Raw genomic sequence first — 24,835 nt, forward strand, 5'->3', positions numbered from 1 at the left:
CATAGGCCGCGCCCGGGAAGCCGCGGGTGAGCGGCGCCGAGCGCGACAACTAGACTTGGGGCGTGTCTGAAATCACCCCTGATCTTGTACGCCATCTCGGTGTGCTCGCGCGCATCCAGCTGAACGACGACGAGGTGTCGCGGCTCACGGGCCAGCTCGACGCCATCGTGGACAACATCGCGAAGGTGTCGGAGGTGGCAACCGACGACATCATCGCGACGAGTCACCCGATTCCGCTGAGCAACGTCTTCCGTCCCGATGTGGTCGGCGAGACTCTCACGCACGAGCAGGTGCTCCAGAATGCACCGGATGCCGCCGACGGCCGCTTCCGTGTCACCGCGATCCTGGGAGAAGAGCAGTGAGCGACATCATCCGACTGACCGCGGCAGAACTCGCCACGAAGCTTGCGTCGCGCGAGGTGTCAAGCGTCGAGGCCACGCAGGCGCACCTCGACCGCATCGCCGTCGTGGATGGCGACGTCCATGCCTTCCTGCACATCAACGAGCGCGCACTCGACACGGCTGCAGCGATCGACGCCCAGCGTGCGGCGGGGGAGGCCCTGGGTCCTCTCGCCGGTGTTCCGCTGGCGATCAAGGACGTCCTGGTCACGACCGACCAGCCCACAACGAGCGGTTCGCGCATCCTCGAGGGATACCTCTCGCCGTATGACGCCACCGTGGTCGCGCGGTCGCGCGCAGCCGGCCTCGTGCCGCTGGGCAAGACCAACATGGACGAATTCGCCATGGGGTCCTCCACGGAGCACTCGGCCTACGGCCCGACCCGCAACCCATGGGATCTCGACCGCATCCCCGGTGGATCCGGTGGGGGATCCGCCGCAGCCGTCGCCGCCTTCGAGGCGCCTCTCGCGCTCGGCTCCGACACGGGTGGCTCGATTCGCCAGCCCGCGCACGTCACCGGAACGGTCGGTGTGAAGCCGACGTACGGCGGCGTGAGCAGGTATGGAGCAATCGCTCTGGCCTCGAGCCTCGATCAGGTCGGCCCGGTCACCCGGACCGTGCTGGACGCCGGCCTGCTGCACGATGTCATCGGTGGGCACGACCCGAAGGATTCCACCTCCCTGCGCGATGAATGGCCCTCCTTCGCCGCCGCCGCACGGGAAGGCGCCCGGGGCGATGTGCTCAAGGGCCTCAAGGTGGGCGTCATCCGCGAGCTCCCCGACAGCGGCTTCCAGCCCGGTGTCGCGGATTCGTTCCGCAGCGCACTCGCACTCATGGAGGCCCAGGGGGCGGAGATCGTCGAGATCGGCGCTCCGCACTTCGAGTACGGCGTCGCCGCCTACTACCTGATTCTCCCTGCGGAGGCATCCAGCAATCTCGCGAAGTTCGACTCCGTGCGCTTCGGCCTGCGCGTCACCCCGGACGGCAACCCCACGGTCGAGGACGTCATGTCCGCGACACGTGATGCCGGCTTCGGCGACGAGGTCAAGCGTCGAATCATCCTCGGCACCTATGCACTGTCGGCCGGCTACTACGACGCCTACTACGGCAGCGCGCAGAAGGTCCGCACGCTGATCCAGCAGGACTTCGCGGCGGCATTCGCCGACGTCGATGTCATCGCCACGCCTTCGGCGCCGACCACGGCCTTCAAGCTCGGCGAGAAGATCGACGACCCGCTGCAGATGTACCTCAACGACATCACAACGATCCCGGTGAACCTCGCCGGTGTGCCCGGTATCTCGATCCCCAGCGGTCTCGCTGCCGAGGACGGGCTGCCCGTCGGCATCCAGTTCATCGCCCCGGCCAGAGAGGACGCCCGTCTTTATCGCGTCGGCGCCGCCCTCGAAGCCGTGCTCCTCGATGCGTGGGGGGCACCACTCCTCACACGCGCACCCCAGCTCGCAGGAGGGACCCGCTGATGGCTGCCGCCAAGCTCATGGACTTCGACAAGGCACTCGAGCTCTTCGAGCCGGTTCTCGGATTCGAGGTTCACGTCGAGCTCAACACCAATACGAAGATGTTCTCCGACGCGCCGAACCCGGCGAACGAAGCATTCCACTCCGCTGCGCCGAACACGCTCATCGCGCCCGTGGATCTCGGTCTGCCCGGCTCGCTGCCCGTCGTGAACGAGACCGCGATCCGCTCGTCGATCAGCCTCGGTCTCGCGCTCGGCTGCTCGATCGCCGAGTCGAGCCGTTTCGCTCGCAAGAACTACTTCTACCCGGACCTGGGCAAGAACTACCAGATCTCGCAGTACGACGAGCCGATCGCCTTCGAGGGCTCGGTGGAGGTCGAACTCGAGGACGGCACTCTCGTGACGATCCCGATCGAGCGCGCGCACATGGAAGAGGACGCCGGCAAGCTCACTCACATGGGTGGCGCCACCGGCCGTATTCAGGGCGCCGAGTACTCGCTCGTGGACTACAACCGCGCGGGCGTTCCTCTCGTCGAGATCGTCACCAAGGTGATCTTCGGCGCCGAGCACCGTGCTCCCGAGGTCGCGAAGGCGTACGTTTCGACGATCCGTGACATCGTGCGCAGCCTCGGAATCTCCGAGGCGCGACTGGAGCGCGGCAACCTCCGCTGCGACGCCAACGTCTCCCTCCGTCCCCGGGGCGCAGAGAAGCTGGGCACACGCACCGAGACGAAGAACGTGAACTCGATGCGTTCGGTGGAGAGGGCCGTGCGGTACGAGATCCAGCGTCAGGCGCAGATCCTCGCTGATGGCGGAACGATCACCCAGGAGACGCGTCACTGGCACGAGGACACCGGCACGACCTCACCCGGCCGCCCGAAGTCGGACGCCGACGACTACCGGTACTTCCCCGAGCCCGACCTGCTGCCCGTGCAGCCGGCACCGGTGCTGATCGAGGAGCTGCGGGCTGCTCTGCCCGAACAGCCCGTAGCCCGCCGTCGCCGCCTGAAGGTGGACTGGGGCTTCACGGACCTGGAGTTCCAGGACGTCCGCAACGGTGGTCTGATCGACGAGGTCGAGGCCACTATCGCCGCCGGTGCGACTCCCGCCACGGCACGAAAGTGGTGGACCGGCGAGATCAGCCGCCTGGCGAACGCGCAGGAGAAGGATGCGGCTGCCCTGATCAGCCCCCAGAACGTCGCCGCGCTGCAGCTGCTCGTCGACGCGGGAACGCTGACGGACAAGCTGGCCCGTCAGGTACTCGAGGGTGTCATCGCCGGCGAGGGAACCCCGCAGGAAGTCGTGGACGCCCGCGGGCTCGCGGTCGTGTCGGATGACGGCGCCTTGATCGCCGCGATCGATGAGGCTCTCGCCGCGCAGCCCGACGTGCTCGCGAAGATCCAGGACGGCAAGGTGCAGGCCGCCGGTGCGGTGATCGGTGCGGTCATGAAGGCGATGAAGGGCCAGGCCGACGCCGCCCGGGTGCGCGAACTGGTTCTCGAGCGCGCAGCACAGTAATCATCGACCCTGGGCCTCCATGTCGGAGGCCCGGGGGAGAATGGTCATATGGGACACGGCGACGGTAGAGGACGGACTGTCTCGCCCGCGAACGCCGATGACGCCGGTACTCGCATTCTTCATGTCGACATGGACGCGTTCTACGCGGCGGTCGAGGTGCTCGACGACCCGAGTCTGCGGGGACTGCCGCTGATCATCGGTGCACCGGACGGTCGGTCCGTCGTATCGAGCGCGTCGTATGAAGCGAGACGCTACGGTGTGCGCGCGGCGATGCCGGTAGCACAGGCGATGCGCCTGTGCCCGACCGCTCGCATCGTCATGCCACATTTCCATCGATATCAAGAGGTCTCCCGTCAGGTGATGGCGATCTTCGAATCGTTCACGCCTCTTGTGGAACCGCTCTCGGTCGACGAGGCGTTTCTCGACGTGCACGGCGTCCGGCGGCTCTGGGGCAGCCCTTCGCAGATCGCGGCCCTCATTCGGGAGCGTGTGAGTGCGGAGGTGGGGATCACCTGCAGCGTCGGCGTTGCAGCGACGAAGCATGTCGCGAAGATGGCATCCACCGTCGCCAAGCCCGATGGCATGTTGGTGGTCGCCGCAGCCGACACGCTCGCCTTCCTCTCTCCGCGGCCGGTCCGAGCGATGTGGGGCGTCGGGCCGAAGGCCGCCGAAGCGCTCGAGGCGCGGGGCATCAGGACCATCCAGGACATCCGCGACGCACCGCACGAGATGCTCGACCGTGCGGTCGGAGCGGCGCTGAGCGCGCGGTTGGAGCAGCTCGCCAGAGGTCAGGATGCACGGGCGATCGAGACCGATCGCGTCGAGAAGAGCGTCGGGCACGAGGAGACCTTCGAGCACGACATCGTCGACAGGGTGTTCCTCCGCGGCGAGCTGCTGCGGCTCGCGGATCGTGTCGCCGCGCGGCTGCGCCGTGCGGGGTGGGAAGCCGGTACCGTCTCGATCAAGGTTCGCTTCGACGACTTTCGAACGCTCACTCGCTCGCAGACGTTGGCGGAGCCGACCGCGGTGGGCCAACGGATCGGAGAGTCCGCGAACGCGCTGTTCGAGCAGATCGAGCGCCGCGACCCGGTCCGTCTCGTCGGAGTCCGAGCGGAGAAGCTCCGTCCCGCCGGGGGCGGCGGCCTCGGGCTGTGGGACGACGATGAGGACTGGCGCCGGGTGGAGGGTGCCGTCGACGACGCGGTCGCCCGCTTCGGCAGCGCCACGATCACGCGGGCACGGCATCTCGGACGCGACGACGGGCGCGGCGCGGTTCAGCACCCGAAGGCGCACGGTCTGGACTGACGAGAGCGACTGACCCCGCACGCACGCCTTCTGTCGAGTACCGTGGGACCATGCCGAACATCGCACTGGAACTCGGAAAGCAAGCTGCAACCTTCGGCGTGAAGAGCGCCTACGGCGAGACGCAGGACGTCGATGGCGTCAGCATCACACCGGTCGCCTTCACGTACTCGGGCTTCGGCGGAGGAAGCGGAGACGGAGCAGAAGGTGGTGGCGGTGGCGGCGTGTCGGTCCCCGTCGGCGTCTACGTGCGCCGCGAGGAAGGCCTTCGCTTCGAGCCGAACATCGTCACGCTTCTCGTCGTCGCCGTGCCGTTCATCTGGGTCACCGGTCGCGCGCTCAGCCGCATCATCCGTGCCCTCAAGAAGTGACGACCCCGTCGCGGCCGCACTCGAGCGCGCCGCGACTCTGATCGAGCAGGACATCCGAGCCGTATCGGCAGCCAATCCGGTCGTCCTGATCGACGGGCGAAGCGGAGCCGGCAAGTCGTCCTTGGCGACTCGAGTGGCGCAGCAGTGGCCGCTGGTGGGGCGGGTGCAGGTCATCGCGCTCGACTCCCTGTATCCAGGCTGGGACGGGCTCGATGCGGGGGTCGCTCACGTCCTCGACGGTGTTCTGCGTCCGCACGGTCGCGGCTACTTGGGCACGTGGCACCGCTGGGACTGGGAGCAGGGCGTCCAGGCGGAGAGCCATGCGGTGGATCCGGCCCTCGGGGTGATCATCGAGGGCAGCGGTGTGTTGACGCCTGCGACCGCCGCGCTTGCCGACGTGCGCGTCTGGGTGGAGGCAGCTGATCCCGTCAGGAAGGCGCGGGCTCTCGCGCGCGATGGCGAGAGTTACCGGCCCCACTGGGACCGCTGGGCCGCGCAGGAACTCCGCCATGTGGAGCGTGATCAACCGCGCACGCACGCGACTCGGATCGTCGAGATCCCCTAGCGACCGAGCCTGTTCAACTGATCTCGTCCGCGGCCTGGATCACTGTCTCGAGACGGTATCCGAGCCAGTCGTAGATGCCGTAGCGGTCGTCTTCTGGATCGTGATCGTCGTCGGAGGTGATGCCCAGCCGTGTGGCGATGACCAGGCGCAGGGCTGTGAGAGTCCGCATCCACGCATCGATATCCGTCGTGCGGATGACCACGTCGTGCGGGGCCAGAGCAGCGTCCTCGGTGAGGTCGTCCTCGACACGGAAACCGCGCAGCGCGTTATGCACGGTCTGGGCGTCGAGAAGCCGACGGTCGAGCAGATCCTCACGAGTGCTCGCCGCGAAGGAAACCGACGCCTCTTCATCCTCCGGATACGGCGTCGGCGTCAGCCGAGCGAGAGCGGGATCCTGCACGTCGCGGTCTGCTCCGAGCAGGTCAATGAAGTCATCCACCAGCTGTGCCAGATGAACACCCTCGAGGTAGGCGAGGGCGATGACGATCCTCGATGAGGTCATTGCGGTGCCCTTCGCACGGTCGCCCACAGCCCGTAGTCGTGCATAGCCTGCGCGTGCACTTCCATGGTCTCCCGCGGTCCTGTGGCGACGATGGCGTGACCCTCATGGTGCACGGCGAGCATCAGTGAGGTCGCGTGCTCTTGGCTGTATCCGAAATACGTCCGGAAAACCCGCACCACATAGCTCATGAGGTTGACCGGGTCGTTCCAGACGACGACCTGCCAGGGCTCGAGAGGCGCCGCGCTGAGATCCGTGACCTCGTCGAGGTCCGGCGTCGCAAGAGGAGCGGTCATGCCCATCCCAACTCGTGGAGCTGCTCGTCATCGATGCCGTAGAAGTGCGCGATCTCGTGTACGAGCGTGGTGTGGATCTCGTCGCGGAGCTCTTCCTCGGACTCGCAGGCAACCAGATGGGGTTCACGGAACACGATGATCCGGTCGGGGAGGTCGCCCATGCCGTACTGCGTCCGCTCCGTGAGTGCCAAGCCGTCGTACAGTCCCAGCAGGTCGAGTGTCCCGTCCTCCGGGCGGTCCTCGACGACGAAGACGACGTTCTCGAGTCCTTCCACCATGTCGTCAGGTAGACGGTCGAGTTCGTCGATCACGAGGGCCTCGAAGGCCACGGCATCCATCTCCATCATGTCCAGCCTAGACGGGTGTTCACGCCAGCAGATCGGTGCAGCCCTCAGTGCAGGAAGACCAGGAGCCCTGCGACGGCGATGAAGAGAGCGCCGAAGACCGTGTTGAGTGTTCGTTGACCTCGCGGAGATCGTGTGAGGCGGCGGAACGGTCGTGCCGCTGCGGCGAAGAAGCCCCACATGACCATCACGTCGACCACGATGACGGTGCCGATCAAGGTGAGGTACTGGGGGAGCTGTGGCTGATCCAGCCGGATGAACTGAGGAATGAACGCGAGGAAGAAGACGATCGCTTTCGGATTGAGCAGGTTCACCCAGAATCCACGCCGGATCATGGACCAGTGGCTCTCACGGGTTTCGATGACGGTGACGTCGTCGACCTCGGTGCCGCTGGGCTTCGACAGCATCAGTCGGATGCCGAGATACACCAGATACGCTGCACCCGCGTAGCGGATGACGTTGAAGAGCACTTCTGAGCGCGAGACCAGGAGCCCCACTCCTGCAGCCACGATCACCACGTGGACGATCAACGCGAGCTGTTGCCCGATGATGCCCCAGATCGATCGCCGCCACCCCTGGCTGAGAGCGTTGGACATCGTGTTGATCGCGCCGGCGCCCGGCGTGAAGCTGATCACCACGCAGGCGGTCAGCAGGGAGAACCAGACGGCGAGTGACACCTCGCAAGTCTAGGGCTCGTCCCTACCGCCGCCCGCGCAGTCAGGAACTGGTGCGGAATCGCTGCGGACGCAGGTCGAGGCGCCGCAGCAACTGAGCGTTCAGTGCCACCACGATCGTGGAGAGCGACATCAGCACCGCACCCACCGACATCGGCAGGACGAAGCCGATCGGGGCCAGGACGCCTGCAGCCAATGGAACCGATAGCAGGTTGTACCCGGCGGCCCACCACAGGTTCTGCCTCATCTTGCGGTAGCTCGCACGGGACAGTGCCATGACCGACAGGACCGCTCGCGGATCATCGCTCGCCAGGATCACGCCCGCCGATGCGATGGCGACATCGGTCCCCGCGCCGATCGCCAGTCCGACGTCGGCCTGTGCAAGGGCGGGCGCGTCATTCACGCCGTCGCCCACCATCGCGACCGACCTGCCTTCCGACTGGAGCTGACGGACGCGTGATGCCTTGTCCTCCGGGCGCACTCCGGCGAACACCCGCTCGATCCCGAGCTGGGCGGCGACATGCTGTGCCACGGCTTTCGCATCACCCGTGATCATCACGACCTCGACGCCGTCGCGGCGCAGGGCGTCGACCGCTTGACGTGACTCCTCGCGGATCTCGTCGGCGAGTCGCAGTCCGCCGACGACCTGCTGGTCGACCAGCACGTGGAGGATGATCGCGCCCTCGGCACGCCAGGAGTCTGCGACGGTGAGCTCAGAAGCGTCGGCGTCCGCGAGGAGGTGCGGTCCACCCACCGCCACTCGCTTTCCTGCCAGAAGCGCGCTCACACCGACGGCTGGCGAGGAGAAGAAGTCCGTCGAGGTCGGAATCGTGAGGTCGCGGTCGTGTGCCGCGCGCACGATCGCCCTGGCCAGTGGATGCTCCGAGTCGCGTTCGGCGGCGGCGGCGAGACCGAGCAGTTCGTCAGGAGTGAGCGGTGCGACAGCCTCGATCGCCGTGACCGCCGGTGAGCCCTTCGTGAGTGTTCCGGTCTTGTCGAAGAGGACGGTGTCCACGGTGCGCATGCTCTCGAGCGCGAGCCGATCCTTGACCAGGATCCCTGCCCGCGCGGCGCGCTCGGTCGCGATGGACACGACCAGCGGGATCGCAAGGCCCAGAGCGTGCGGGCAGGCGATCACCAAGACGGTGATGGCACGGATGACGGCCTCGTCTGGTGCGCCGACGATCGTCCACACGATGGCCGTGATCGCGGCGGCGCCGAGTGCGAACCAGAACAGCCAGGCGGCAGCCCGGTCGGCGAGCCGCTGTGCACGGGAAGACGACGCCTGCGCATCGGCCACGAGCTTCTGGATGCCGGCGAGGGCGGTATCTGAGCCGATCGCGGTGACCTCGACGCGGAGACCCGAGTCGGTTGCGACGGTGCCGGCAATCACTCGATCACCGGAATCACGGCGAACGGGCGCGGACTCTCCCGTGATCATCGATTCATCGATGCTCGCACTTCCCTCGATCACGATGCCGTCTGCGGGGAGGCGTCCTCCCGGACGTACGACCACGACGTCTCCGACGCCCAGGTCGGACGGCGACACCGTGACGATCAGCTCGCCCTCGACGCGTTCGGCCTGGTCGGGGAGCAACGCCGCGAGAGAGTCCAGAGCGGACGTGGTCTGGGCGAGCGAACGCATCTCGATCCAGTGTCCGAGAAGCATGATCACGATCAGCAGAGCGAGCTCCCACCAGAACTCGAGTTCGTGATGCAGCAGTCCGAGGCTCGCGCCCCAGGAGGCCAGGAAAGCCACGGTGATCGCGAGTGCGATGAGCAGCATCATGCCGGGCTTGCGGGAACGGATCTCGCTCGCAGCGCCGGTCAGGAACGGCGTGCCACCCCACACATACATCACGGTTCCGAGCGCCGGGGCGACCCACTGCGCCCATCCCGGGACGTCGTATCCCAGGATCATCGCGAACATAGGCGAAGCCGCGACGACCGGCACCGCGATCACGAGCATGATCCAGAACAGCCTGCGGAAGCGATCGGTGTGGCCGGAGTGGTCCCCGTGGCCGGCGTGGTCAGCATGGTCGCCGTGCGCTGCATGCTCACCATGCACATGAGTGGCGTCATGTTCCGCGTGGACGTCGCGAAGTTCGTGCCTGTGTTGCGGATGGTCCCCGGCGTGGGCGTCGTGTGTGTGCTGCGCGGAATGTGGTGCGGGTTCCGAGTGCTTCTTGTGCTGCGCCATCATGACGTTCCCTTCGTGGCTACTCCGAGAACAACAGGGTACCCCTAGGGGGTATTCCGAATTGAGTGATGAAATTTCGGATCGGATACGCGAAAAGGCCCGAACCTTACGATTCGGACCTTTTCGTGATGGGGTGAGTAACGGGACTCGAACCCGCGACATCCGGCACCACAAGCCAGCGCTCTACCAGCTGAGCTATACCCACCATGTGCCCACCGGAGCGGGCGACCACACGAGTCTATTACATGTTCGGAGTGAACTCTGACACGGTGCGGGTCGCGATGTCGCGTGCGTCGTCGCTCGATGGTCCCGGCTCATCGACGAACACCGCTTCGCGGTAGTAGCGGAGCTCCCGGATCGACTCGAGGATGTCGGCGAGGGCGCGGTGACCGCCGTCCTTGCTGGGCGCCTGGAAGAAGACTCGCGGATACCAACGGCGCGAGAGCTCCTTGATGCTCGACACGTCCACATTCCGGTAGTGCAGCCACTGATCTACCTCGGTCATGTACTTCGCGAGGAACATTCGATCGGTGCCGATCGTGTTGCCTGCCAACGGAGCCTTGCGCTCGAGCGGAACGAACCGCTTGATGTAGGCCAGCGTCTGCGCTTCGGCCTCTGCCAGGGAAACCCCGAGCGGGATCTCGGTGATGAGGCCGGACTTCTCGTGCATCTTGGTGACGAAATCGTTCATGTTCGCCAGCGCCGCATCGCTGGGACGGATCACGATCTGGAAGCCGGGATCGACAGGCCGCAGCTCGAAGTCGGTGACGACCACAGCAATCTCGACGAGCTCATCGATCGCAAGATCGAGCCCTGTCATCTCGCAGTCGATCCAAACGAGTCGATCATTATCCGACGCAGATACCATGTCGTCATCCTATCGACGGACCAGACATCGGTTTCCTGACGCGGAACGTGGTGCGTGAGGCGGTACGGTAGAAGCAATCGCCTCCGTAGCTCAGAGGAAGAGCAGCGGCCTTCTAATCCGCCGGTCGCAGGTTCGAATCCTGCCGGGGGCACCCTTCACTCCTATCGCTCAGGAGTATCGCAACGCCGAGATCGCGTCGTCCACGCGCCAGAACTCCCCGATGATGCGGAAAGCTCCCGTCGCCAGGTGCAGTCGCTCGGCGCGGTAGCGGAGTCCGAGGGGATCGGCGACGATGCGGAGGTGCCCCAACACCTTGTCTGCCGTGTCCTGCACGCGCCACAGATGATCGGCGGCGCGAACCAGATGCTCGCGGGACGAGGACAATTGCGGTGTCGCGTAGGGCACCTCGGGCAATGACGTGATCAGGCTGTCGGACATGGGATTCTCCTTCCGCTTTCGAACATATGACCGACCTCCGACATTCGGTCGCAGACCGGGCTCCGTGCCATCACGGCTCTCACTGCACGTTCCCGTGAGTTGACGGGTTCTCCACCTATCGCGCAATCAGCCGGTCCGGCGCGGCTCTCGAGCGCGCACTCTGGGTGCAAGCCGGGCGACGTCCCGGGATCGAAGGAGAGATGATGACCGAACTACTCACCGTCGTAGGCAGAGTCGCGACCGATCCGGTGCGCGGCCAGACCCGCGGCGGGATCGCCGTGACGAACTTCCGCCTGGCGAGCACGCACCGCCGACTCGATCCGGTGACGCAGACCTGGGTCGACGGCGAGACGAACTGGTTCTCGATCGCCGCCTTCCGGCAGCTCGGAGAACATGCCAAGGCATCTCTCCGCTGCGGTGACAGCGTGATCGTGACCGGGCGCCTCAAGATCCGCAACTGGGAGAGCAACGGGAAGAACGGCACGAGCGTCGACATCGAGGCCGATGCGATCGGACACGACCTGCGGTGGGGGACGACGGCGTATCTGCGCACGCCGCGCGCGTCGACCGGTGAGAGTCCGCACCGCGTGACCCCGGAACCAGATCCCGACTCTCACGAACAGCTGGAGGAGGCGGGCATCCCGATGCCGCTCTCGACATCGTGGGACGAGTTGCCCGGTGCCAGCGAATCCGTGAGTTTGTCGCACTGAGCAGGATTGTCGCTGCGCCCCGCCCGGGAGCAAGCGGGGCGCAGCGGGGGAACCCCGGCAGACACGTAGACTCAGGTCGTGTTTCGACGATCGGGATCTTCTGCACGACGCGCTGCGGGCGTGGCGGGTGCGGCGGCAGCGCTGCTCTTCAGTCTTGCGGCCTGCGCCCCGAGCGCGGTGGAGCCGCCGAACAGCGCCTCGCCGGAGCCCACCGTGGACCCGACGGCTTCAGCTCCGACGTTGCAGCCCGACGGAAGCGCAGACGACAACCTCCCACTGTTCACCGCCGTGGCGGATGCCGTCTGGGCGAGCGAGCAGCGTGGAGCAGGACGTGCCTACATCGATGCACTGATCGCCGCGGGATTCGATCGGGAAGCCATGCAGGTGACGCAGGACACCTCCACGGTGGGCAACCCCGCGGAGAGCCTCCAGTTCTCGGTGCGATGGGGCGAGAAGGAGTGTCTGGTCGGACAGGTCGGCCCGTCGACCGGACAGGTCGTCACTGTCGTGATGCCCCAGTTGGCAGAAGGCCGTTGCCTGATCGGAACCACCCGTTCGATCGACTGGTGACCACGGCGATGGCCGGTAGGCTGGAGTGTCGATCTTCGACGCCAATAGAAGGAGCGGTTTTCGGTGGCTGAGTACATCTACTCGATGGTTCGTGCGCGCAAGGCGGTGGGCGAGAAGCTCATCCTCGACGACGTCACGATGGCGTTCCTCCCCGGAGCGAAGATCGGCATGGTCGGTCCGAACGGTGCCGGTAAGTCGACGATCCTCAAGATCATGGCAGGGCTCGACACGCCGTCGAACGGCGAGGCCAAGCTGTCGCCGGGATTCAGCGTAGGCATCCTCATGCAGGAGCCGGAGCTCGATGAGTCGAAGACCGTGCTGGAGAACATTCAGGACGGCATCGCGATCAAGGCGAAGGTCGACCGTTTCAACGAGATCTCCGCGCTGATGGCGGATCCCGATGCCGACTTCGATGCGCTTCTCGCCGAGATGGGCGGTCTTCAGGAAGAGATCGACGCCGCGGACGGCTGGGATCTCGATTCTCAGCTGGACCAGGCGATGGACGCTCTTCGCACCCCGCCGGGCGACGCCGCGATCGCTCCGCTCTCGGGCGGTGAGAAGCGACGCGTCGCGCTCGCAAAGCTCCTGCTGCAGAAGCCCGACCTCCTGCTCCTCGATGAGCCCACCAACCACCTCGACGCCGAGAGTGTGCTCTGGCTCGAGCAGCATCTGCAGGCCTATAAGGGTGCGGTGATCGCGATCACCCACGACCGGTACTTCCTCGATCACGTCGCGGAGTGGATCGCAGAGGTCGACCGTGGTCGTCTCATCGGCTACGAGGGCAACTACTCGACCTACCTGGAGAAGAAGGGCGAACGCCTCGAGATCCAGGGTAAGAAGGACGCGAAGCTCGCGAAGCGCCTCAAGGAGGAGCTCGACTGGGTGCGCTCCAGCGCGAAGGGCCGTCAGACGAAGTCGAAGGCGCGACTCGCCCGCTACGAGGAGATGGCATCGGAGGCGGAGCGGACTCGGAAGCTCGACTTCGAGGAGATCCAGATTCCCGCCGGCCCTCGTCTCGGAAGCGTCGTGATCGAGGCCAAGAAGCTGCAGAAGGGCTTCGACGACCGGGTGCTGATCGACGGACTGAGCTTCAGCCTTCCGCCGAACGGCATCGTCGGCGTGATCGGTCCGAACGGTGTCGGAAAGACGACACTGTTCAAGACGATCGTCGGACTGGAGCCTCTCGACGGTGGCGACCTGAAGATCGGCGAGACGGTCAAGATCAGCTACGTCGACCAGTCGCGCTCCAACATCGATCCGAACAAGACGCTGTGGGAAGTCGTGTCTGACGGGCTCGACTACATCACCGTCGGCAAGACCGAGATCCCGTCGCGTGCGTACGTGTCGAAGTTCGGCTTCAAGGGACCCGACCAGCAGAAGAAGGCCGGCGTGCTCTCCGGTGGTGAGCGCAACCGCCTGAACCTGGCCCTCACCCTGAAGGAGGGTGGCAACCTGCTGCTGCTCGACGAGCCGACGAACGACCTGGACGTCGAGACGCTCAGCTCCCTCGAGAACGCTCTGCTCGAGTTCCCCGGCTGCGCAGTGGTCATCACTCACGACCGGTGGTTCCTCGACCGCATCGCCACGCACATCCTCGCGTACGAGGGCACAGACGACGCTCCCGCGAAGTGGTACTGGTTCGAGGGCAACTTCGAGTCGTACGAGGAGAACAAGATCGAGCGCCTCGGGCCGGATGCGGCGAAGCCGCACCGCTCCACCCACCGCAAGCTCACGCGCGACTGAGCTGACGATGAGCGAGTCGACCTCGACGCCGGGACCGCGCCTCCACATTCCGATCCAGCTCCGCTGGGGGGATCTGGACGCGTTCAATCACGTCAACAACACCTCGATGCTCAAGCTTCTCGAAGAAGCTCGGGTCAGGGCGTTCTGGCGTGCAGGTCCCGGCGAAGAGGCTCCTTCGACCGCGGTGCTCGATTCGGGGATCGACGAGGGCATCCTCACTCTGATCGCGCGGCAGGAGATCGAGTATCTCGCCCCGGTGCCGTATCAGCGGCGCCCGCTTGAGGTGCAGATGTGGTTCGGCAAGCTCGGCGGGTCCAGCGTCGAGGTCTGCTACGAGGTGCACAACGACCCGAGCGCGACTCCCCGGGAGCTCTACGCCCGTTCGACCGCAGTGATCGTGCTCGTGGACGCCACGACCGGGCGGCCGACCCGCCTCACGCAGGAGATGCGCGATGTCTGGGAGCCGTTCATCGGCCCCTCGATCGTCTACACCCACCGCTGAGCGGCTCGGCCGCTGAGGTGATCCGCGTCCCGGCCGCGCGCGAGCAGGGGCCCGACGTCAGGCCTTCGAAGTCAGGATCGCTCGAGGCTACTCGGTGCCTTCAGGAACGCGGATCATGATCTCTTGCGCGACGCTCGCGACGAGCACGCCGTCCTGCGTGTAGATCCGTCCCGTCGCCAGCCCGCGACCGCCACGCGCATTGGGCGACTCCTGCACGTACAGCAGCCACTCGTCCACACGCGCCGCACGGTGCCACCACATCGCATGGTCGAGACTCGCGACCTTGAGCCCGGGGAACGACCAGAAGAGCCCATGTGCTCGCAGGATCGATTCCTGGATCGACATGTCGCTCAGGTACGCCAGGGCGGCGCGGTGCAGTCGTGGATCATCCGGCAGCGGCGAGCGCAGGCGCATCCACACACCCTGGCGGGGAGTGCGATCGGCGTCACCCGGGAGATACAGCGGTTGTTCGATGTGACGGATGTCAGCTGCGCGCTCGCTCAGCATGCGCCTGGCGCCTCCTGCGAGACCGTTCACACGCTCCTCGTCGGGCAGCAGAGTGTCCGGCGCCGGGACATCCGAAGGCATGGGCTCCGCGTGCTCGACTCCGGGGCCTTCATCCTGGAACGACGCGATCATGGAGAAGATCGGCACCCCGTTCTGGTACGCCTGAGAGCGTCGAGTCGAGAAGGAGCGGCCGTCGTGGATGCGGTCGACTGCGATCGTGATGCCCTGGCTGGCGTCACCGGGCCGGAGAAAGTAGCCGTGCATCGAGTGCACGGCGCGATCCTCCGGGAGCGTGCGCTCGGCCGCGATGAGGCTCTGCGCGAGCACCTGCCCACCGTAGATCCGCCCTGTCGGCATCGGATGCGAGTCGCCGACGAAGATGTCCTCGGTGGTGCGGGCTTGCGTGAAATCAAGATCGAGCACCTCGAGGAGGCGCTCGACGCTGCGGACCGCAGGGTTCTCCGTGCTCATGAACATCCTCTCCGCGGCCGCACATGCGGCACCGTTGGTAGTTTAGAACGCGTGCCTCACCAGCTTCTCCTCTCCGACGCCGAGACCTCCAGGGACGTTCTCACGTTCGTAGGCAGGGCGGCGCGGATCACCGACGACGGCGTGCGACTCCAAGCGGCACGCGGAGTGCTGGCCCTGACCACCGCGGCGCTCGCGCCCCACGGCCTGTTCGACCAGACGCCGACCGTTCTGGCGATGCGGATCGTGCATGCCGACCCCGAACTGCAGTGCGACATCGTGGTGAGTGAGCTCACGGCAGGTGAGGACGAGCGCAGCCTCACGCTCCCGGAGACCGGCCTGTCGCCCGCCTGGGCCGGCGTCGCGCCGCCACGCTCCGACTGGCAGCCGCTGACCACCCTGGACGCCTCGGTGATCGCTCGACGTGCACAGTGGGGCATCTCAGCGGTCGCCAGGGGAGCGACTCCCGGGGCAGGCGAGGAAGCCGTCCGCGCGCTGCGTGCGGCGATCTGGGGGGAACCCGATGAGGACCTCGCCGATCTGCCCCGCGGCATCGCCTTCGCCGCCGATGCGCTCGGGTTCATCTCGGGCGAGGAGCAGGTGCCGGTGACACGCTCCGGTCGATGGACACGGCTGGCCTTCCGGCGCGGGCACGTTCTTGCGCGCGGACCTGTCGCTTCCGGTCTCACCGCTGTGCGCGGCACCGGCACGTCCGAGTAGCCGGAGCGATCAGCGCGCGGCTGCGCGACCCGCCTGGCGTCCGGAGAACAGACAGCCCCCCAGGAAGGTTCCTTCGAGCGCGCGGTATCCGTGCACACCACCGCCACCGAAGCCGCTGGCCTCTCCTGCCGCGAACAGTCCGGGGATCACCTGGCCGTCCGCGCTCAGTGCACGCCCGTCGAGATCGGTGTTGATGCCTCCCAGCGACTTGCGTGTGAGGACATGGAGCTTGACGGCCACCAGGGGGCCCGCAGAGGGGTCCTGCAGACGGTGCGGCGCTGCCGTGCGGATGAGCTTGTCGCCGCGGTATCCGCGCATCGAGCGCAGCATTCCGATCTGCGCATCCTTCGTGAAGTCGTTGTCGATCTCACGGTCGCGTGCGATCACTTCGCGGCGCACATTGTCGATGTCCAGAGCCTCGCCGCCAGGATGCTGACGCATCTGCTCCAGCAACGACTCGAGGTCGTTCTCGACGATGAAGTCCGCGCCCTCGTCGAGAAAGGCTTGGACAGGGCCGGTCGGTCCCTTGGCCAGACGGGACTTCAGTAACAGGCTGACATCCTTGCCGGTCAGGTCAGGGTTCTGCTCGCTGCCGGAGAGCGCGAACTCCTTCTCGACGATCTGTCGCGATGTGACGAACCAGGAGTGGTCGTATCCGGTGGTGCGCAGATGGGCGAGCGTGCCCAGCGTGTCGAAGCCGGGGAAGAGCGGTACAGGAAGACGGGTGCCGGTGGCGTCGAGCCACAGTGAGGACGGGCCTGGCAGGATGCGGATGCCGTGCGAGGGCCACACCGGGTCCCAGTTCGTGATGCCCTCGACGTAGTGCCACATCCGGTCACCGTTGATCAACCGGGCACCGGCTGCGGCACTGACAGCGTGCATGGAGCCGTCGACGTAGGCGGGCACGCCGGTGAGCATGTGCGCCGGGGGAGTGCCGAGTCGTCCCGGCCATGCCGCCCGGACGAGGTCGTGGTTCCCGCCGATCCCTCCCGACGCAACGATCGTGGCGCCGGCGGTGATCTCGAACTCGCCGATCTCATCGCGAGACGTCGGGACTCCCCGTCCGGCTCCGCTGGAGGCGAGCACCGCTCCGCGAGCGCCGACGACGGTGCCGTCGGCGGTGATGAGCTCGGCGACGCGGTGACGCGGAAGGATCGTGATGCGCCCTTCGCGCTCGCCCTGCTCGACAGCAGCGGCGAACGGAGCGACGACACCCGGACCGGTGCCCCAGGTGATGTGGAAGCGTGGCACGGAGTTTCCGGGGCCGATGGCACCGTACCCGCCGCGTTCCGCCCATCCGACGACCGGGAAGAAGCCCACGCCACGTCCGCGTAGCCAGGCGCGCTTCTCACCGGCCGCGAACTGCAGGTAGGCCTCTGCCCACTGACGCGGCCACTCGTCCTCCGGGCGGTCGAAGGCCGCGTTCCCGAACCAGTCCTGCGTCGCGAGCTCCACTGAATCGCGGATGCCCATGCGGCGCTGCTCGGGGGAGTCGATGAAGAAGAGCCCCCCGAATGACCACCAAGCCTGACCGCCCAGGTTCGTGCGGGGCTCCTGGTCGATGAGGATGACACGGCGTCCGGCATCGAGCGCCTCAGCGGCGGCGACGAGCCCCGCCAACCCCCATCCGATCACCAGGACGTCTGTGGACAGGGGTGTTTTCGTCATCAGCTCTCCGTTGATTCCTGACGTGACCGGGTCTCGAGGGTCGGGCGCCCGTCGGCGGCGGCGCCGATGCCCGAGGGCTCGAATGTGTTCACCATGGCATAGGCCGCGCGCTCCAGGTAGTCCCAGAGCGTGGTTTCGTGCAAAGGCGACAACTTCGCCTCGTCGAGAGCGGTGCGCATGTGTCGCAGCCAACGATCTCGCGCGTCCGGATCGACGCGGAAGGGCATGTGGCGCATCCGCAGACGCGGGTGTCCTCGGGTCTCGCCGTAGGTGGTGGGACCGCCCCAATACTGCTCCAGGAAGAGCAGAAGGCGCTCTTCAGCGGGACCCAGGTCCTCTTCGGGGTACATCGGCTTGAGGACCGGATCCAGAGCGACCTCGCGATAGAAGACCGAGACGATCTTGGCGAACGTCTCGCGACCGCCGACCTCGTCGTAGAACGTCACTTCTGGGTGCTCCCGTCATCGGTGGGCTTCTTGCGGCGCCAGATCCCGCGGTCCGGGATGACCGGGACGCCGGTGACGGCGTTGGGACGTGTCTTTGGCGGATTGGCTCCCCGCACGCGGCGCGCACCCTCGAGGCCCGTCGGGGTCACAGCTTCCATGCTCGGAATGCCGATCTCCTTCTCGGTGAGTGCGGTGCGCAGACGCTTGCGGAGCTCCTGGGCGACGTCGTCCTTGGCGTTCGCGCGTGCTTTGATCACGATGCGGATCACGAGGGCCTCGCCGGTGATCGCTTCGAGCCCCCACAACTCGGGCTTCTCGACGATACGCGTGCGCCACTTCGGGTCCTTCGCGAGTGCCTGGGCTGTCTCCAGCATCGTCTGCTCGACGACCTCGAGGTCGGAATCAGTGGGGACCCCGATGTCGATGATCGCCCTGGCCCAGCCCTGCGACATGTTCCCGATGCGGGTGACCTCGCCGTTGCGCACGTACCAGAGGGTGCCGTTCACATCACGGACCTGGGTGATGCGCACGCTGACGTACTCCACGACACCGCTGGCGAGTCCCAGATCGACCACATCGCCGATGCCGATCTGGTCCTCCGCGACCAGGAACATGCCGTTCAGCACGTCCTTGACGATGTTCTGCGCGCCGAAACCGAGACCGGCGCCGACGGCCGCAGTGAGAAGGGTGAGGGAGCCGAGCAACGTGTTGTCGAGGGCGTTGACGATCAGCACGACCGCGATGACCACGAGCATCACGTTGACGATGTTCTGCAGGATCGTGCCGAGCGTGCGGGTGCGCTGCACCAGGCGCATATCGGCGAGGGGAGAGCGCTCCAGGGCTTGGGTGTCGTCGACGGAGGCCTTGTTCTTCGCGCTGTCGACGATGCGGTGGACGACCCGCCTGATCACGACCCGGAGGACGAGCCCGACGACCACGCAGCTCGCGATGATCGCGGCCACGGCGAAGGCCTTCCAACCGACCTTCACGAGCACGTCGAGAATGGGCTGCAGCCAGTCGGGTACGGCTGTCGGCACGGTCGGAGCGTTCACGTCGAAGGGGATCATCATCAGTACCAGATCCTAGCGATCGGGCCTCTGCGCGGGCTGGATGCACCGCGCAGAGGCCCGATCGACGAGGCGCGGCGTGTCAGTCGTCCGCGTCGCGGGACTGTGCAGCGAGGGAGCGCTCGACGTCGGCCAGGTTCTCGAGCACCAGACGGCGCAGCGCGGGCGCGGCGTCCTGATTCGTCGACAGCCAGGTACGGGTCGCATCGCGCAGTGCGACGTTCGCCAGCGCCGTCGGGAAGAGGCCGACCACGAGGTACTGCGCGATCTGGTAGCTTCGCGACTCCCAGATCGGGAGCAGCATGTCGAAGTACGCCGGAACGAACTCGGCGAGCACGTCGACGCCTGCCGGGTGCACGAAGCCGAGCGCGGCGGAACGGACGATCGTGTTGGGCGCATCATCGCGTTCGATCAGTGACGTCCACGCGGCCTTCTTCGACGCGGAGTCGGGCAGGGCTGCGCGCGCCTGTGCGGCGAACTCGCCACCCTTGGCCGTGTTGTCGGCGGCCAGGGCGGAGTCGATCGTCGCAGCGTCAGTGGCGCCGATCGTGGCAAGACCGACGAGCAGTTGCCAACTGAGGTCTGCATCGATCTCGAGTCCGGCGAGCGTCTCCTCACCCGAGCGCAGGCGACCGATGATGCCGGCGTGCTCCGGGGTGACGAGAGAGTTCGCGAACGCGGTCACGAACTGCAGCTGGCTGTCGCTGCCGGAAGCAGCAGACTCGGCGAGTGCCCAGAGGCCATCCGCTACCTTGAGACGCGCCTCGGCGCGCTGCTCCGGGGCGACGTAGAGGTTCACGGCGGTGCGCAGCTGCGCGAGCGTCGTGCGCACGGTCGTCGACTCGGTCTCACGGCCGATGTTGCCGAGCACCAGATCGATGTAGTCCGATGCCGCGCTCTCGGCATCGCGGGTCTGGTCCCAGGCTGCACCCCAGACGAGCGAGCGGGCGAGCGGATCGTTGATGTCGGCCAGGTGCGCGATCGCGGTCGCGAGCGACTTCTCGTCGAGACGGATCTTCGCGTAGGCGAGGTCGTTGTCGTTGAGCAGCACGAGGTCGGGGCGAGCGATGCCCTGCAACTCCGGCACCTCGGTGCGGTCGCCGTCGACATCGACCTCGACGTAGTACGTGCGCGTCAGTGAGCCGTCGGCGAGCGTGTAGAAGCCGATCCCCAGGCGGTGCGGGCGGATCGTCGGATAGTCCGCAGGCGCGGTCTGGGTCACGGCGAAGCGTGAGATGACACCGTTCGCGTCATCGGCGATGACCGGCTCGAGCGTGTTCACGCCCGCGGTCTCCAGCCACTTCTTCGACCAGGTGCTGAGGTCGCGGCCGCTGGTGGCCTCCAGCTCGACGAGCAGGTCGCTGAGCTCGGTGTTGCCCCACGAGTGCTTCTGGAAGTACTGCGAGACCCCGGCGAAGAACGCCTCGATGCCGACCCAGGCTGCCAGCTGCTTGAGTACCGATCCGCCCTTGGCGTAGGTGATGCCGTCGAAGTTGACCTGCACGTCCTCCAGGTCGTTGATCTCGGCGACGATCGGGTGCGTGGACGGGAGCTGGTCCTGGCGGTACGCCCAGGTCTTCTCCATGGCGTTGAACGTGGTCCATGCCTCGGTCCACTCGGTTGCCTCGGCCGTGGCGATCGTGGATGCCCACTCGGCGAACGACTCGTTGAGCCAGAGGTCGTTCCACCACTTCATGGTGACGAGGTCACCGAACCACATGTGCGCGAGTTCATGGAGGATCGTGACGACCCGGCGCTCCTTGACGGCGTCTGTCACCTTGCTGCGGAACACGTAGGTCTCGGTGAAGGTGACGGCTCCGGCGTTCTCCATCGCGCCCGCGTTGAACTCGGGGACGAAGAGCTGGTCGTACTTGGCGAAGGGGTACGGGACACCGAACTTCGACTCGTAGTAGGCGAAGCCCTCGCGTGTCTTGTCGAAGATGTAGTCCGCGTCGAGGTGCTGCCACAGGCTCTTGCGTCCGTAGACGCCGAGCGGGATGACGCGGCCGGAGGCGCTGGTCAGCTCGGAGAACGTCGACTCGTAGGGACCGGCGACGAGCGCGGTGATGTACGAGGAGATGCGCGGCGTGGGCTCGAAGCCCCAGGTGGCGATCGAGTCGTCGTCGTGCACGATCGGCTCAGGCGTGGGGGAGTTGGAGACGACCTTCCACGCCGCAGGAGCGGTGATCGTGAACTGGAACGTCGCCTTCAGGTCAGGCTGCTCGAAGACCGCGAACACTCGTCGAGAGTCGGGAACCTCGAACTGGGAGTAGAGGTAGACCTCGTCGTCGACAGGGTCGACGAATCGGTGCAGCCCCTCGCCGGTGTTGGTGTAGAGGCAATCCGCGTCGACCACGAGCACGTTCTCGGCCTGCAGGCCGCTGAGTGCGATGCGCGAGTCGGCGAAGACCTCGTTCGGGTCCAGCTGCTCGCCGTTCAGCGAGATCTCGCGGACCTCGCGGGCGATGAGGTCGATGAACGTGAAGCTCTCCGGCGTCGCGGTGAAGCGGACGACGCTGCGGGAGCCGAAGACTTCGGAACCCTTGGTCAGATCGAGTGCGACTTCATACGACTGAGTGTCGATGACGTCGCGGCGCTCCTGCGCTTCGACACGTGTGAGGTTCTCTCCAGGCACAGCTGTACTCCCAGGGGTGAGGGGACGTCACCGGGGATTGGCGCAGTTGGCGCCTACGGCAACCATGACAGCCTACGCCAGGCAGACGCGCGCCTTCACTCCGCGGAGGTGAAAGGATGGGGGAGTGACTGCGATCGAGCCGAACTTCGTTCCCTTTGCCTCTGCTGCCGCCGCGAGCGGTGAGCCGTTCGTGACGACGCCCGTCGCATACGACGGCATCCTGCTCGCCGGATTCGGCGGACCGGAGGGTCAGGACGACGTCATCCCGTTCCTGCGGAACGTCACGCGCGGCCGCGGGATCCCCGACGAGCGGCTGGAAGAGGTGTCGCACCACTATCGTCACTTCGGCGGCGTCAGTCCGATCAACGGGCAGAACCGCGTGCTCAAGGAAGCCCTCGAAGGCGAGCTCGCGAAGCGCGGGATCGACCTTCCGGTGTACTGGGGCAACCGCAACTGGACTCCGTATCTGGAAGAGGTCGTGGTCGAGGCGTCCGAGCGCGGGCACAACACTCTCCTCGCTTTCGCCACCAGCGCCTACAGCTCCTTCTCGAGCTGCCGCCAGTATCGCGAGGACTTCGCACGCGTGCTCGAGGAGACGGGGCTCGGGGACACGGTCACCATCGACAAGATCCGTCCCTTCTACGACCACCCCGGATTCGTCGACGCGTTCGAGACCGGCGTGCGTGAAGCGATCGAGGGCTTCCTCGCTGAGGGCGTCGCCGCTGCCGACATCCAGATCCTGTTCTCCACCCACAGCATCCCGACCGCCGACGCTGAGCGCTCAGGAGCACGCGACATCGACTGGGGCGAGGGCGGTGCGTACGCGGCTCAGCACCTCGCCGTCGCGGAATGGGTCATGGGCCAGGTGCGGCAGTCCATTCCCGCCGCGGCCGATGTGTCATGGGAGCTCGTCTACCAGTCCCGTTCCGGCCCTGCGTCGCAGCCGTGGCTCGAGCCCGATGTGTGCGATGTCATCGGCGAGCTCGGAGGCCGCGGACGCAAGGCCGTCGCCGTCGTTCCTGTCGGATTCATGAGCGACCACATGGAGGTGCTCTGGGACCTCGACACCGAAGCAGCTGAGGCGGCGGAGGAGGCGGGACTCCGTTTCACCCGCACTCCCACTCCTGGCGTCTCTCCGACCTTCGTCGCCGGCATCGTCGACCTCATCCAGGAGCGTCTGCAGGGTGTTCCGAATGCAGAGCGGCCGCACGTCACCGCACTTCCCGGTGGCTTCGATGTCTGCCGACCGGGGTGCTGCGAGAACATCCGCGCCGGTTTCAAGCCCGCCGCTGCCGGCGTCGCGCCCTGAGGCGCGATCCGTGGCGCGCACCGATCCTAGGATGGTAGCCATGCGCATCCATATCGCCACCGATCACGCCGGTCTCGACTTCTCCACGCAGCTGCAGGACCATCTGCGCGCCACCGGGCATGACGTGGTCGATCACGGCCCGATCGTCTACGACGCGGTCGACGACTATCCCGCGTTCTGCATTCGCGCGGCACAGGCCGTGGTGCGCGACCAGGCGGCCGGCGTCGAGGCGCTCGGCATCGTCTTCGGAGGTTCGGGGAACGGCGAGCAGATCGCGGCGAACAAGGTCGAGGGTATCCGTGCTGCCCTCGTCTGGAACCTGTCGACCGCAGAACTCGCCCGTGAGCACAACGATGCCAATGTGATCGCGATCGGCGCTCGTCAACACACCTTCGACGAGGTCATCGCGCTGATCGACCGCTTCATCGCCACGCCGTTCTCGGGTGACGAGCGTCACGTGCGCCGCATCGGTCAGATCGCCGACTTCGAACGCGACGGCTCGCTGCTCCCGGATCCGCGGGCCTGACATGCCTGAGGGCCATTCCGTCCATCGGATCGCGCGGCAGTTCGATCGCAACTTCATCGGAAAGACGCTGTCGGCGTCGAGCCCTCAAGGACGTTTCGCGGAGGGTGCCGCCGTCCTCGACGGCCGCGCCGCGGTCAGCGTGCAGGCCGTCGGAAAGCAGATGTTCCTCGAGACCGAGGGCGATCTGTGGCTGCGGGTGCACCTCGGGCTCTACGGCGCGTGGGACTTCGCGGGGGAGATCCTCGTCGACCCCACCATCGCCTCGGCCAACGGACGCATGGGGCAGACGAACCAGCGCGGCACCGATCTCGATGATCCGATCCTTGATGATGCCGGCGAGAACTCGCTCGCCTCCATCGGTGCTCCCCGGCGCACGCGCGTGCACGTGCGCATGTCGGAGCAGACCAGAGGTCTGGTGGATGAGGGGATGGAGTGGCCACCGCCGGTGGTGGGGCAGGTGCGTCTGCGACTGCTGACCGACATCACGGCAGCAGATCTGCGCGGTCCGACCGCCTGCGTGCTCCAGACGCCGGAAGAGATGCTCGCGACCGTCGCCAAGCTCGGCCCGGACCCGCTGGTGGGCGATCCTGCCGAGAACGAGGAACGCTTCGTCCGCGCGGTCGCGAAGAAGCAGACCGTCATCGCACTCCTGCTGATGGACCAGTCGGTCGTCAGCGGGATCGGCAACGTCTATCGCGCGGAGATGCTCTTCCGGCAACGCCTGAATCCGCACACACCAGGGCGTGATGTGCGCGAAGAGACCGTGCGCGCGCTGTGGCGCGACTGGGTACGGCTGCTCGCGATCGGTGTGGAGACCGGGCAGATGATGACGATGGATGACCTGTCTCCGGACGAGTACCGTGCCGCGATGGCGAGCCGCGATGACCGGCACTGGGTGTACCACCGCGCCGGACTCCCGTGCCGCGTGTGCGGCACCGAGATCGCGCTCGAGGAGATCGGCGCCCGCAAGCTCTACTGGTGCCCGCGCTGCCAGGCGTGACCGCACCCGTTCCGAAT

The 24,835-nt window shown here is 66.5% G+C and carries 26 protein-coding genes and 2 tRNA genes; 15 read left to right on the plus strand and 13 right to left on the minus strand.

From position 1 onward, the window contains the following. Nucleotides 1-62: 62 nt before the first annotated feature. Genes gatC through MRBLWO12_RS05530 form a run of 6 tightly spaced genes read left to right on the plus strand, consistent with a single transcriptional unit; the run spans nucleotide 63 to nucleotide 5,628 of the window. Nucleotides 63-362, plus strand: a complete 300-nt coding sequence (gatC, locus tag MRBLWO12_RS05505; RefSeq protein WP_363553468.1) for an Asp-tRNA(Asn)/Glu-tRNA(Gln) amidotransferase subunit GatC — start codon at nucleotides 63-65, stop codon at nucleotides 360-362. Then, nucleotides 359-1,876 (plus strand): Asp-tRNA(Asn)/Glu-tRNA(Gln) amidotransferase subunit GatA, encoded by a 1,518-nt coding sequence (gene gatA / locus MRBLWO12_RS05510; RefSeq protein ID WP_363553470.1) that lies wholly within the window; start codon nucleotides 359-361, stop codon nucleotides 1,874-1,876. Before gatC ends, gatA begins: the two co-directional genes overlap by 4 nt. Further along, on the plus strand, nucleotides 1,876-3,390 hold the full coding sequence (gene gatB, locus MRBLWO12_RS05515) for an Asp-tRNA(Asn)/Glu-tRNA(Gln) amidotransferase subunit GatB (RefSeq protein WP_363553472.1): 1,515 nt from the start codon (nucleotides 1,876-1,878) through the stop codon (nucleotides 3,388-3,390). Before gatA ends, gatB begins: the two co-directional genes overlap by 1 nt. Before the next feature lie 48 nt (nucleotides 3,391-3,438). Then, entirely contained in the window at nucleotides 3,439-4,695 is a 1,257-nt protein-coding gene (gene dinB, locus MRBLWO12_RS05520; protein WP_363553474.1) for a DNA polymerase IV, read from the plus strand. Between the two features lie 50 nt (nucleotides 4,696-4,745). Then, nucleotides 4,746-5,063, plus strand: coding sequence for a hypothetical protein (locus MRBLWO12_RS05525; protein ID WP_363553476.1), 318 nt, complete (start codon nucleotides 4,746-4,748; stop codon nucleotides 5,061-5,063). Then, nucleotides 5,047-5,628, plus strand: a complete 582-nt coding sequence (locus MRBLWO12_RS05530; RefSeq protein ID WP_363553478.1) for a hypothetical protein — start codon at nucleotides 5,047-5,049, stop codon at nucleotides 5,626-5,628. The genes MRBLWO12_RS05525 and MRBLWO12_RS05530 overlap by 17 nt, the downstream gene beginning before the upstream one ends. A 13-nt stretch (nucleotides 5,629-5,641) precedes the next feature. Here the strand turns inward: MRBLWO12_RS05530 and MRBLWO12_RS05535 are convergent, their stop codons facing one another. From MRBLWO12_RS05535 to orn, 7 genes are all read right to left on the minus strand, one after another. Then, nucleotides 5,642-6,130 carry a DUF2017 family protein gene (locus MRBLWO12_RS05535; RefSeq protein WP_363553480.1) on the minus strand — a complete coding sequence of 163 codons (489 nt, stop codon included), beginning with the start codon at nucleotides 6,128-6,130 and terminating at the stop codon, nucleotides 5,642-5,644. Further along, nucleotides 6,127-6,423, minus strand: a complete 297-nt coding sequence (clpS, locus tag MRBLWO12_RS05540) for an ATP-dependent Clp protease adapter ClpS (RefSeq protein WP_363553482.1) — start codon at nucleotides 6,421-6,423, stop codon at nucleotides 6,127-6,129. The genes MRBLWO12_RS05535 and clpS overlap by 4 nt, the downstream gene beginning before the upstream one ends. Then, entirely contained in the window at nucleotides 6,420-6,767 is a 348-nt protein-coding gene (locus MRBLWO12_RS05545) for a metallopeptidase family protein (RefSeq protein WP_414685507.1), read from the minus strand. The genes clpS and MRBLWO12_RS05545 overlap by 4 nt, the downstream gene beginning before the upstream one ends. Before the next feature lie 47 nt (nucleotides 6,768-6,814). Continuing rightward, nucleotides 6,815-7,444, minus strand: a complete 630-nt coding sequence (locus MRBLWO12_RS05550) for a LysE family transporter (RefSeq protein WP_363553486.1) — start codon at nucleotides 7,442-7,444, stop codon at nucleotides 6,815-6,817. 40 nt (nucleotides 7,445-7,484) lie between these two features. Then, nucleotides 7,485-9,644 carry a heavy metal translocating P-type ATPase gene (locus MRBLWO12_RS05555; protein WP_363553488.1) on the minus strand — a complete coding sequence of 720 codons (2,160 nt, stop codon included), beginning with the start codon at nucleotides 9,642-9,644 and terminating at the stop codon, nucleotides 7,485-7,487. A gap of 126 nt (nucleotides 9,645-9,770) precedes the next feature. Further along, nucleotides 9,771-9,846: transfer RNA gene (locus MRBLWO12_RS05560), tRNA-His, on the minus strand. 36 nt (nucleotides 9,847-9,882) lie between these two features. Beyond that, nucleotides 9,883-10,509: an oligoribonuclease gene (gene orn / locus MRBLWO12_RS05565; RefSeq protein WP_363553490.1), complete on the minus strand. Its 627-nt coding sequence runs from the start codon at nucleotides 10,507-10,509 to the stop codon at nucleotides 9,883-9,885. A gap of 79 nt (nucleotides 10,510-10,588) precedes the next feature. On the opposite strand from orn, the gene MRBLWO12_RS05570 reads away from it, so the two are divergent. Further along, nucleotides 10,589-10,660, plus strand: a tRNA-Arg gene (locus tag MRBLWO12_RS05570). A 17-nt stretch (nucleotides 10,661-10,677) separates the two neighbouring features. Here MRBLWO12_RS05570 and MRBLWO12_RS05575 read toward each other — a convergent pair. Next, nucleotides 10,678-10,947 carry a hypothetical protein gene (locus MRBLWO12_RS05575; RefSeq protein ID WP_363553492.1) on the minus strand — a complete coding sequence of 90 codons (270 nt, stop codon included), beginning with the start codon at nucleotides 10,945-10,947 and terminating at the stop codon, nucleotides 10,678-10,680. Nucleotides 10,948-11,150: 203 nt separating this feature from the next. On the opposite strand from MRBLWO12_RS05575, the gene MRBLWO12_RS05580 reads away from it, so the two are divergent. From MRBLWO12_RS05580 to MRBLWO12_RS05595, 4 genes are all read left to right on the plus strand, one after another. Then, on the plus strand, nucleotides 11,151-11,657 hold the full coding sequence (locus MRBLWO12_RS05580) for a single-stranded DNA-binding protein (RefSeq protein ID WP_363553494.1): 507 nt from the start codon (nucleotides 11,151-11,153) through the stop codon (nucleotides 11,655-11,657). Between the two features lie 78 nt (nucleotides 11,658-11,735). Next, on the plus strand, nucleotides 11,736-12,227 hold the full coding sequence (locus MRBLWO12_RS05585; RefSeq protein ID WP_363553496.1) for a DUF6993 domain-containing protein: 492 nt from the start codon (nucleotides 11,736-11,738) through the stop codon (nucleotides 12,225-12,227). A 63-nt stretch (nucleotides 12,228-12,290) separates the two neighbouring features. Next, nucleotides 12,291-13,970, plus strand: coding sequence for an energy-dependent translational throttle protein EttA (ettA, locus tag MRBLWO12_RS05590; RefSeq protein ID WP_363553498.1), 1,680 nt, complete (start codon nucleotides 12,291-12,293; stop codon nucleotides 13,968-13,970). A 7-nt stretch (nucleotides 13,971-13,977) separates the two neighbouring features. Further along, the gene (locus tag MRBLWO12_RS05595; RefSeq protein ID WP_363553500.1) at nucleotides 13,978-14,472 is read left to right on the plus strand and encodes an acyl-CoA thioesterase; all 495 of its coding nucleotides are present in this window, start codon (nucleotides 13,978-13,980) and stop codon (nucleotides 14,470-14,472) included. Between the two features lie 87 nt (nucleotides 14,473-14,559). Here the strand turns inward: MRBLWO12_RS05595 and MRBLWO12_RS05600 are convergent, their stop codons facing one another. Continuing rightward, nucleotides 14,560-15,450 carry an acyl-CoA thioesterase gene (locus MRBLWO12_RS05600; protein ID WP_363553502.1) on the minus strand — a complete coding sequence of 297 codons (891 nt, stop codon included), beginning with the start codon at nucleotides 15,448-15,450 and terminating at the stop codon, nucleotides 14,560-14,562. 51 nt (nucleotides 15,451-15,501) lie between these two features. On the opposite strand from MRBLWO12_RS05600, the gene MRBLWO12_RS05605 reads away from it, so the two are divergent. Next, entirely contained in the window at nucleotides 15,502-16,167 is a 666-nt protein-coding gene (locus MRBLWO12_RS05605; protein WP_363553504.1) for a hypothetical protein, read from the plus strand. A 9-nt stretch (nucleotides 16,168-16,176) separates the two neighbouring features. Here the strand turns inward: MRBLWO12_RS05605 and MRBLWO12_RS05610 are convergent, their stop codons facing one another. From MRBLWO12_RS05610 to pepN, 4 genes are all read right to left on the minus strand, one after another. Then, the gene (locus MRBLWO12_RS05610; RefSeq protein ID WP_363553506.1) at nucleotides 16,177-17,835 is read right to left on the minus strand and encodes an FAD-binding dehydrogenase; all 1,659 of its coding nucleotides are present in this window, start codon (nucleotides 17,833-17,835) and stop codon (nucleotides 16,177-16,179) included. Then, nucleotides 17,835-18,281, minus strand: a complete 447-nt coding sequence (locus MRBLWO12_RS05615) for a globin (RefSeq protein WP_363553508.1) — start codon at nucleotides 18,279-18,281, stop codon at nucleotides 17,835-17,837. Before MRBLWO12_RS05615 ends, MRBLWO12_RS05610 begins: the two co-directional genes overlap by 1 nt. Further along, nucleotides 18,278-19,351: a mechanosensitive ion channel family protein gene (locus MRBLWO12_RS05620; RefSeq protein ID WP_363553510.1), complete on the minus strand. Its 1,074-nt coding sequence runs from the start codon at nucleotides 19,349-19,351 to the stop codon at nucleotides 18,278-18,280. Before MRBLWO12_RS05620 ends, MRBLWO12_RS05615 begins: the two co-directional genes overlap by 4 nt. A gap of 79 nt (nucleotides 19,352-19,430) precedes the next feature. Beyond that, nucleotides 19,431-21,983: an aminopeptidase N gene (gene pepN / locus MRBLWO12_RS05625; protein ID WP_363553512.1), complete on the minus strand. Its 2,553-nt coding sequence runs from the start codon at nucleotides 21,981-21,983 to the stop codon at nucleotides 19,431-19,433. Nucleotides 21,984-22,107: 124 nt separating this feature from the next. On the opposite strand from pepN, the gene MRBLWO12_RS05630 reads away from it, so the two are divergent. Genes MRBLWO12_RS05630 through MRBLWO12_RS05640 form a run of 3 tightly spaced genes read left to right on the plus strand, consistent with a single transcriptional unit; the run spans nucleotide 22,108 to nucleotide 24,818 of the window. Then, complete coding sequence (locus MRBLWO12_RS05630) at nucleotides 22,108-23,292, plus strand: ferrochelatase (RefSeq protein ID WP_363553514.1); 1,185 nt, start codon at nucleotides 22,108-22,110, stop codon at nucleotides 23,290-23,292. 40 nt (nucleotides 23,293-23,332) lie between these two features. Beyond that, a complete protein-coding gene (locus MRBLWO12_RS05635) occupies nucleotides 23,333-23,818 on the plus strand; it encodes a ribose-5-phosphate isomerase (protein WP_363553516.1) in 486 nt (161 codons plus the stop codon). 1 nt (nucleotide 23,819) lies between these two features. Further along, nucleotides 23,820-24,818, plus strand: coding sequence for an Fpg/Nei family DNA glycosylase (locus MRBLWO12_RS05640; protein ID WP_363553518.1), 999 nt, complete (start codon nucleotides 23,820-23,822; stop codon nucleotides 24,816-24,818). Nucleotides 24,819-24,835: the final 17 nt, after the last annotated feature.

It is taken from the genome of Microbacterium sp. LWO12-1.2, assembly GCF_040675875.1.
Lineage (GTDB): Bacteria > Actinomycetota > Actinomycetes > Actinomycetales > Microbacteriaceae > Microbacterium.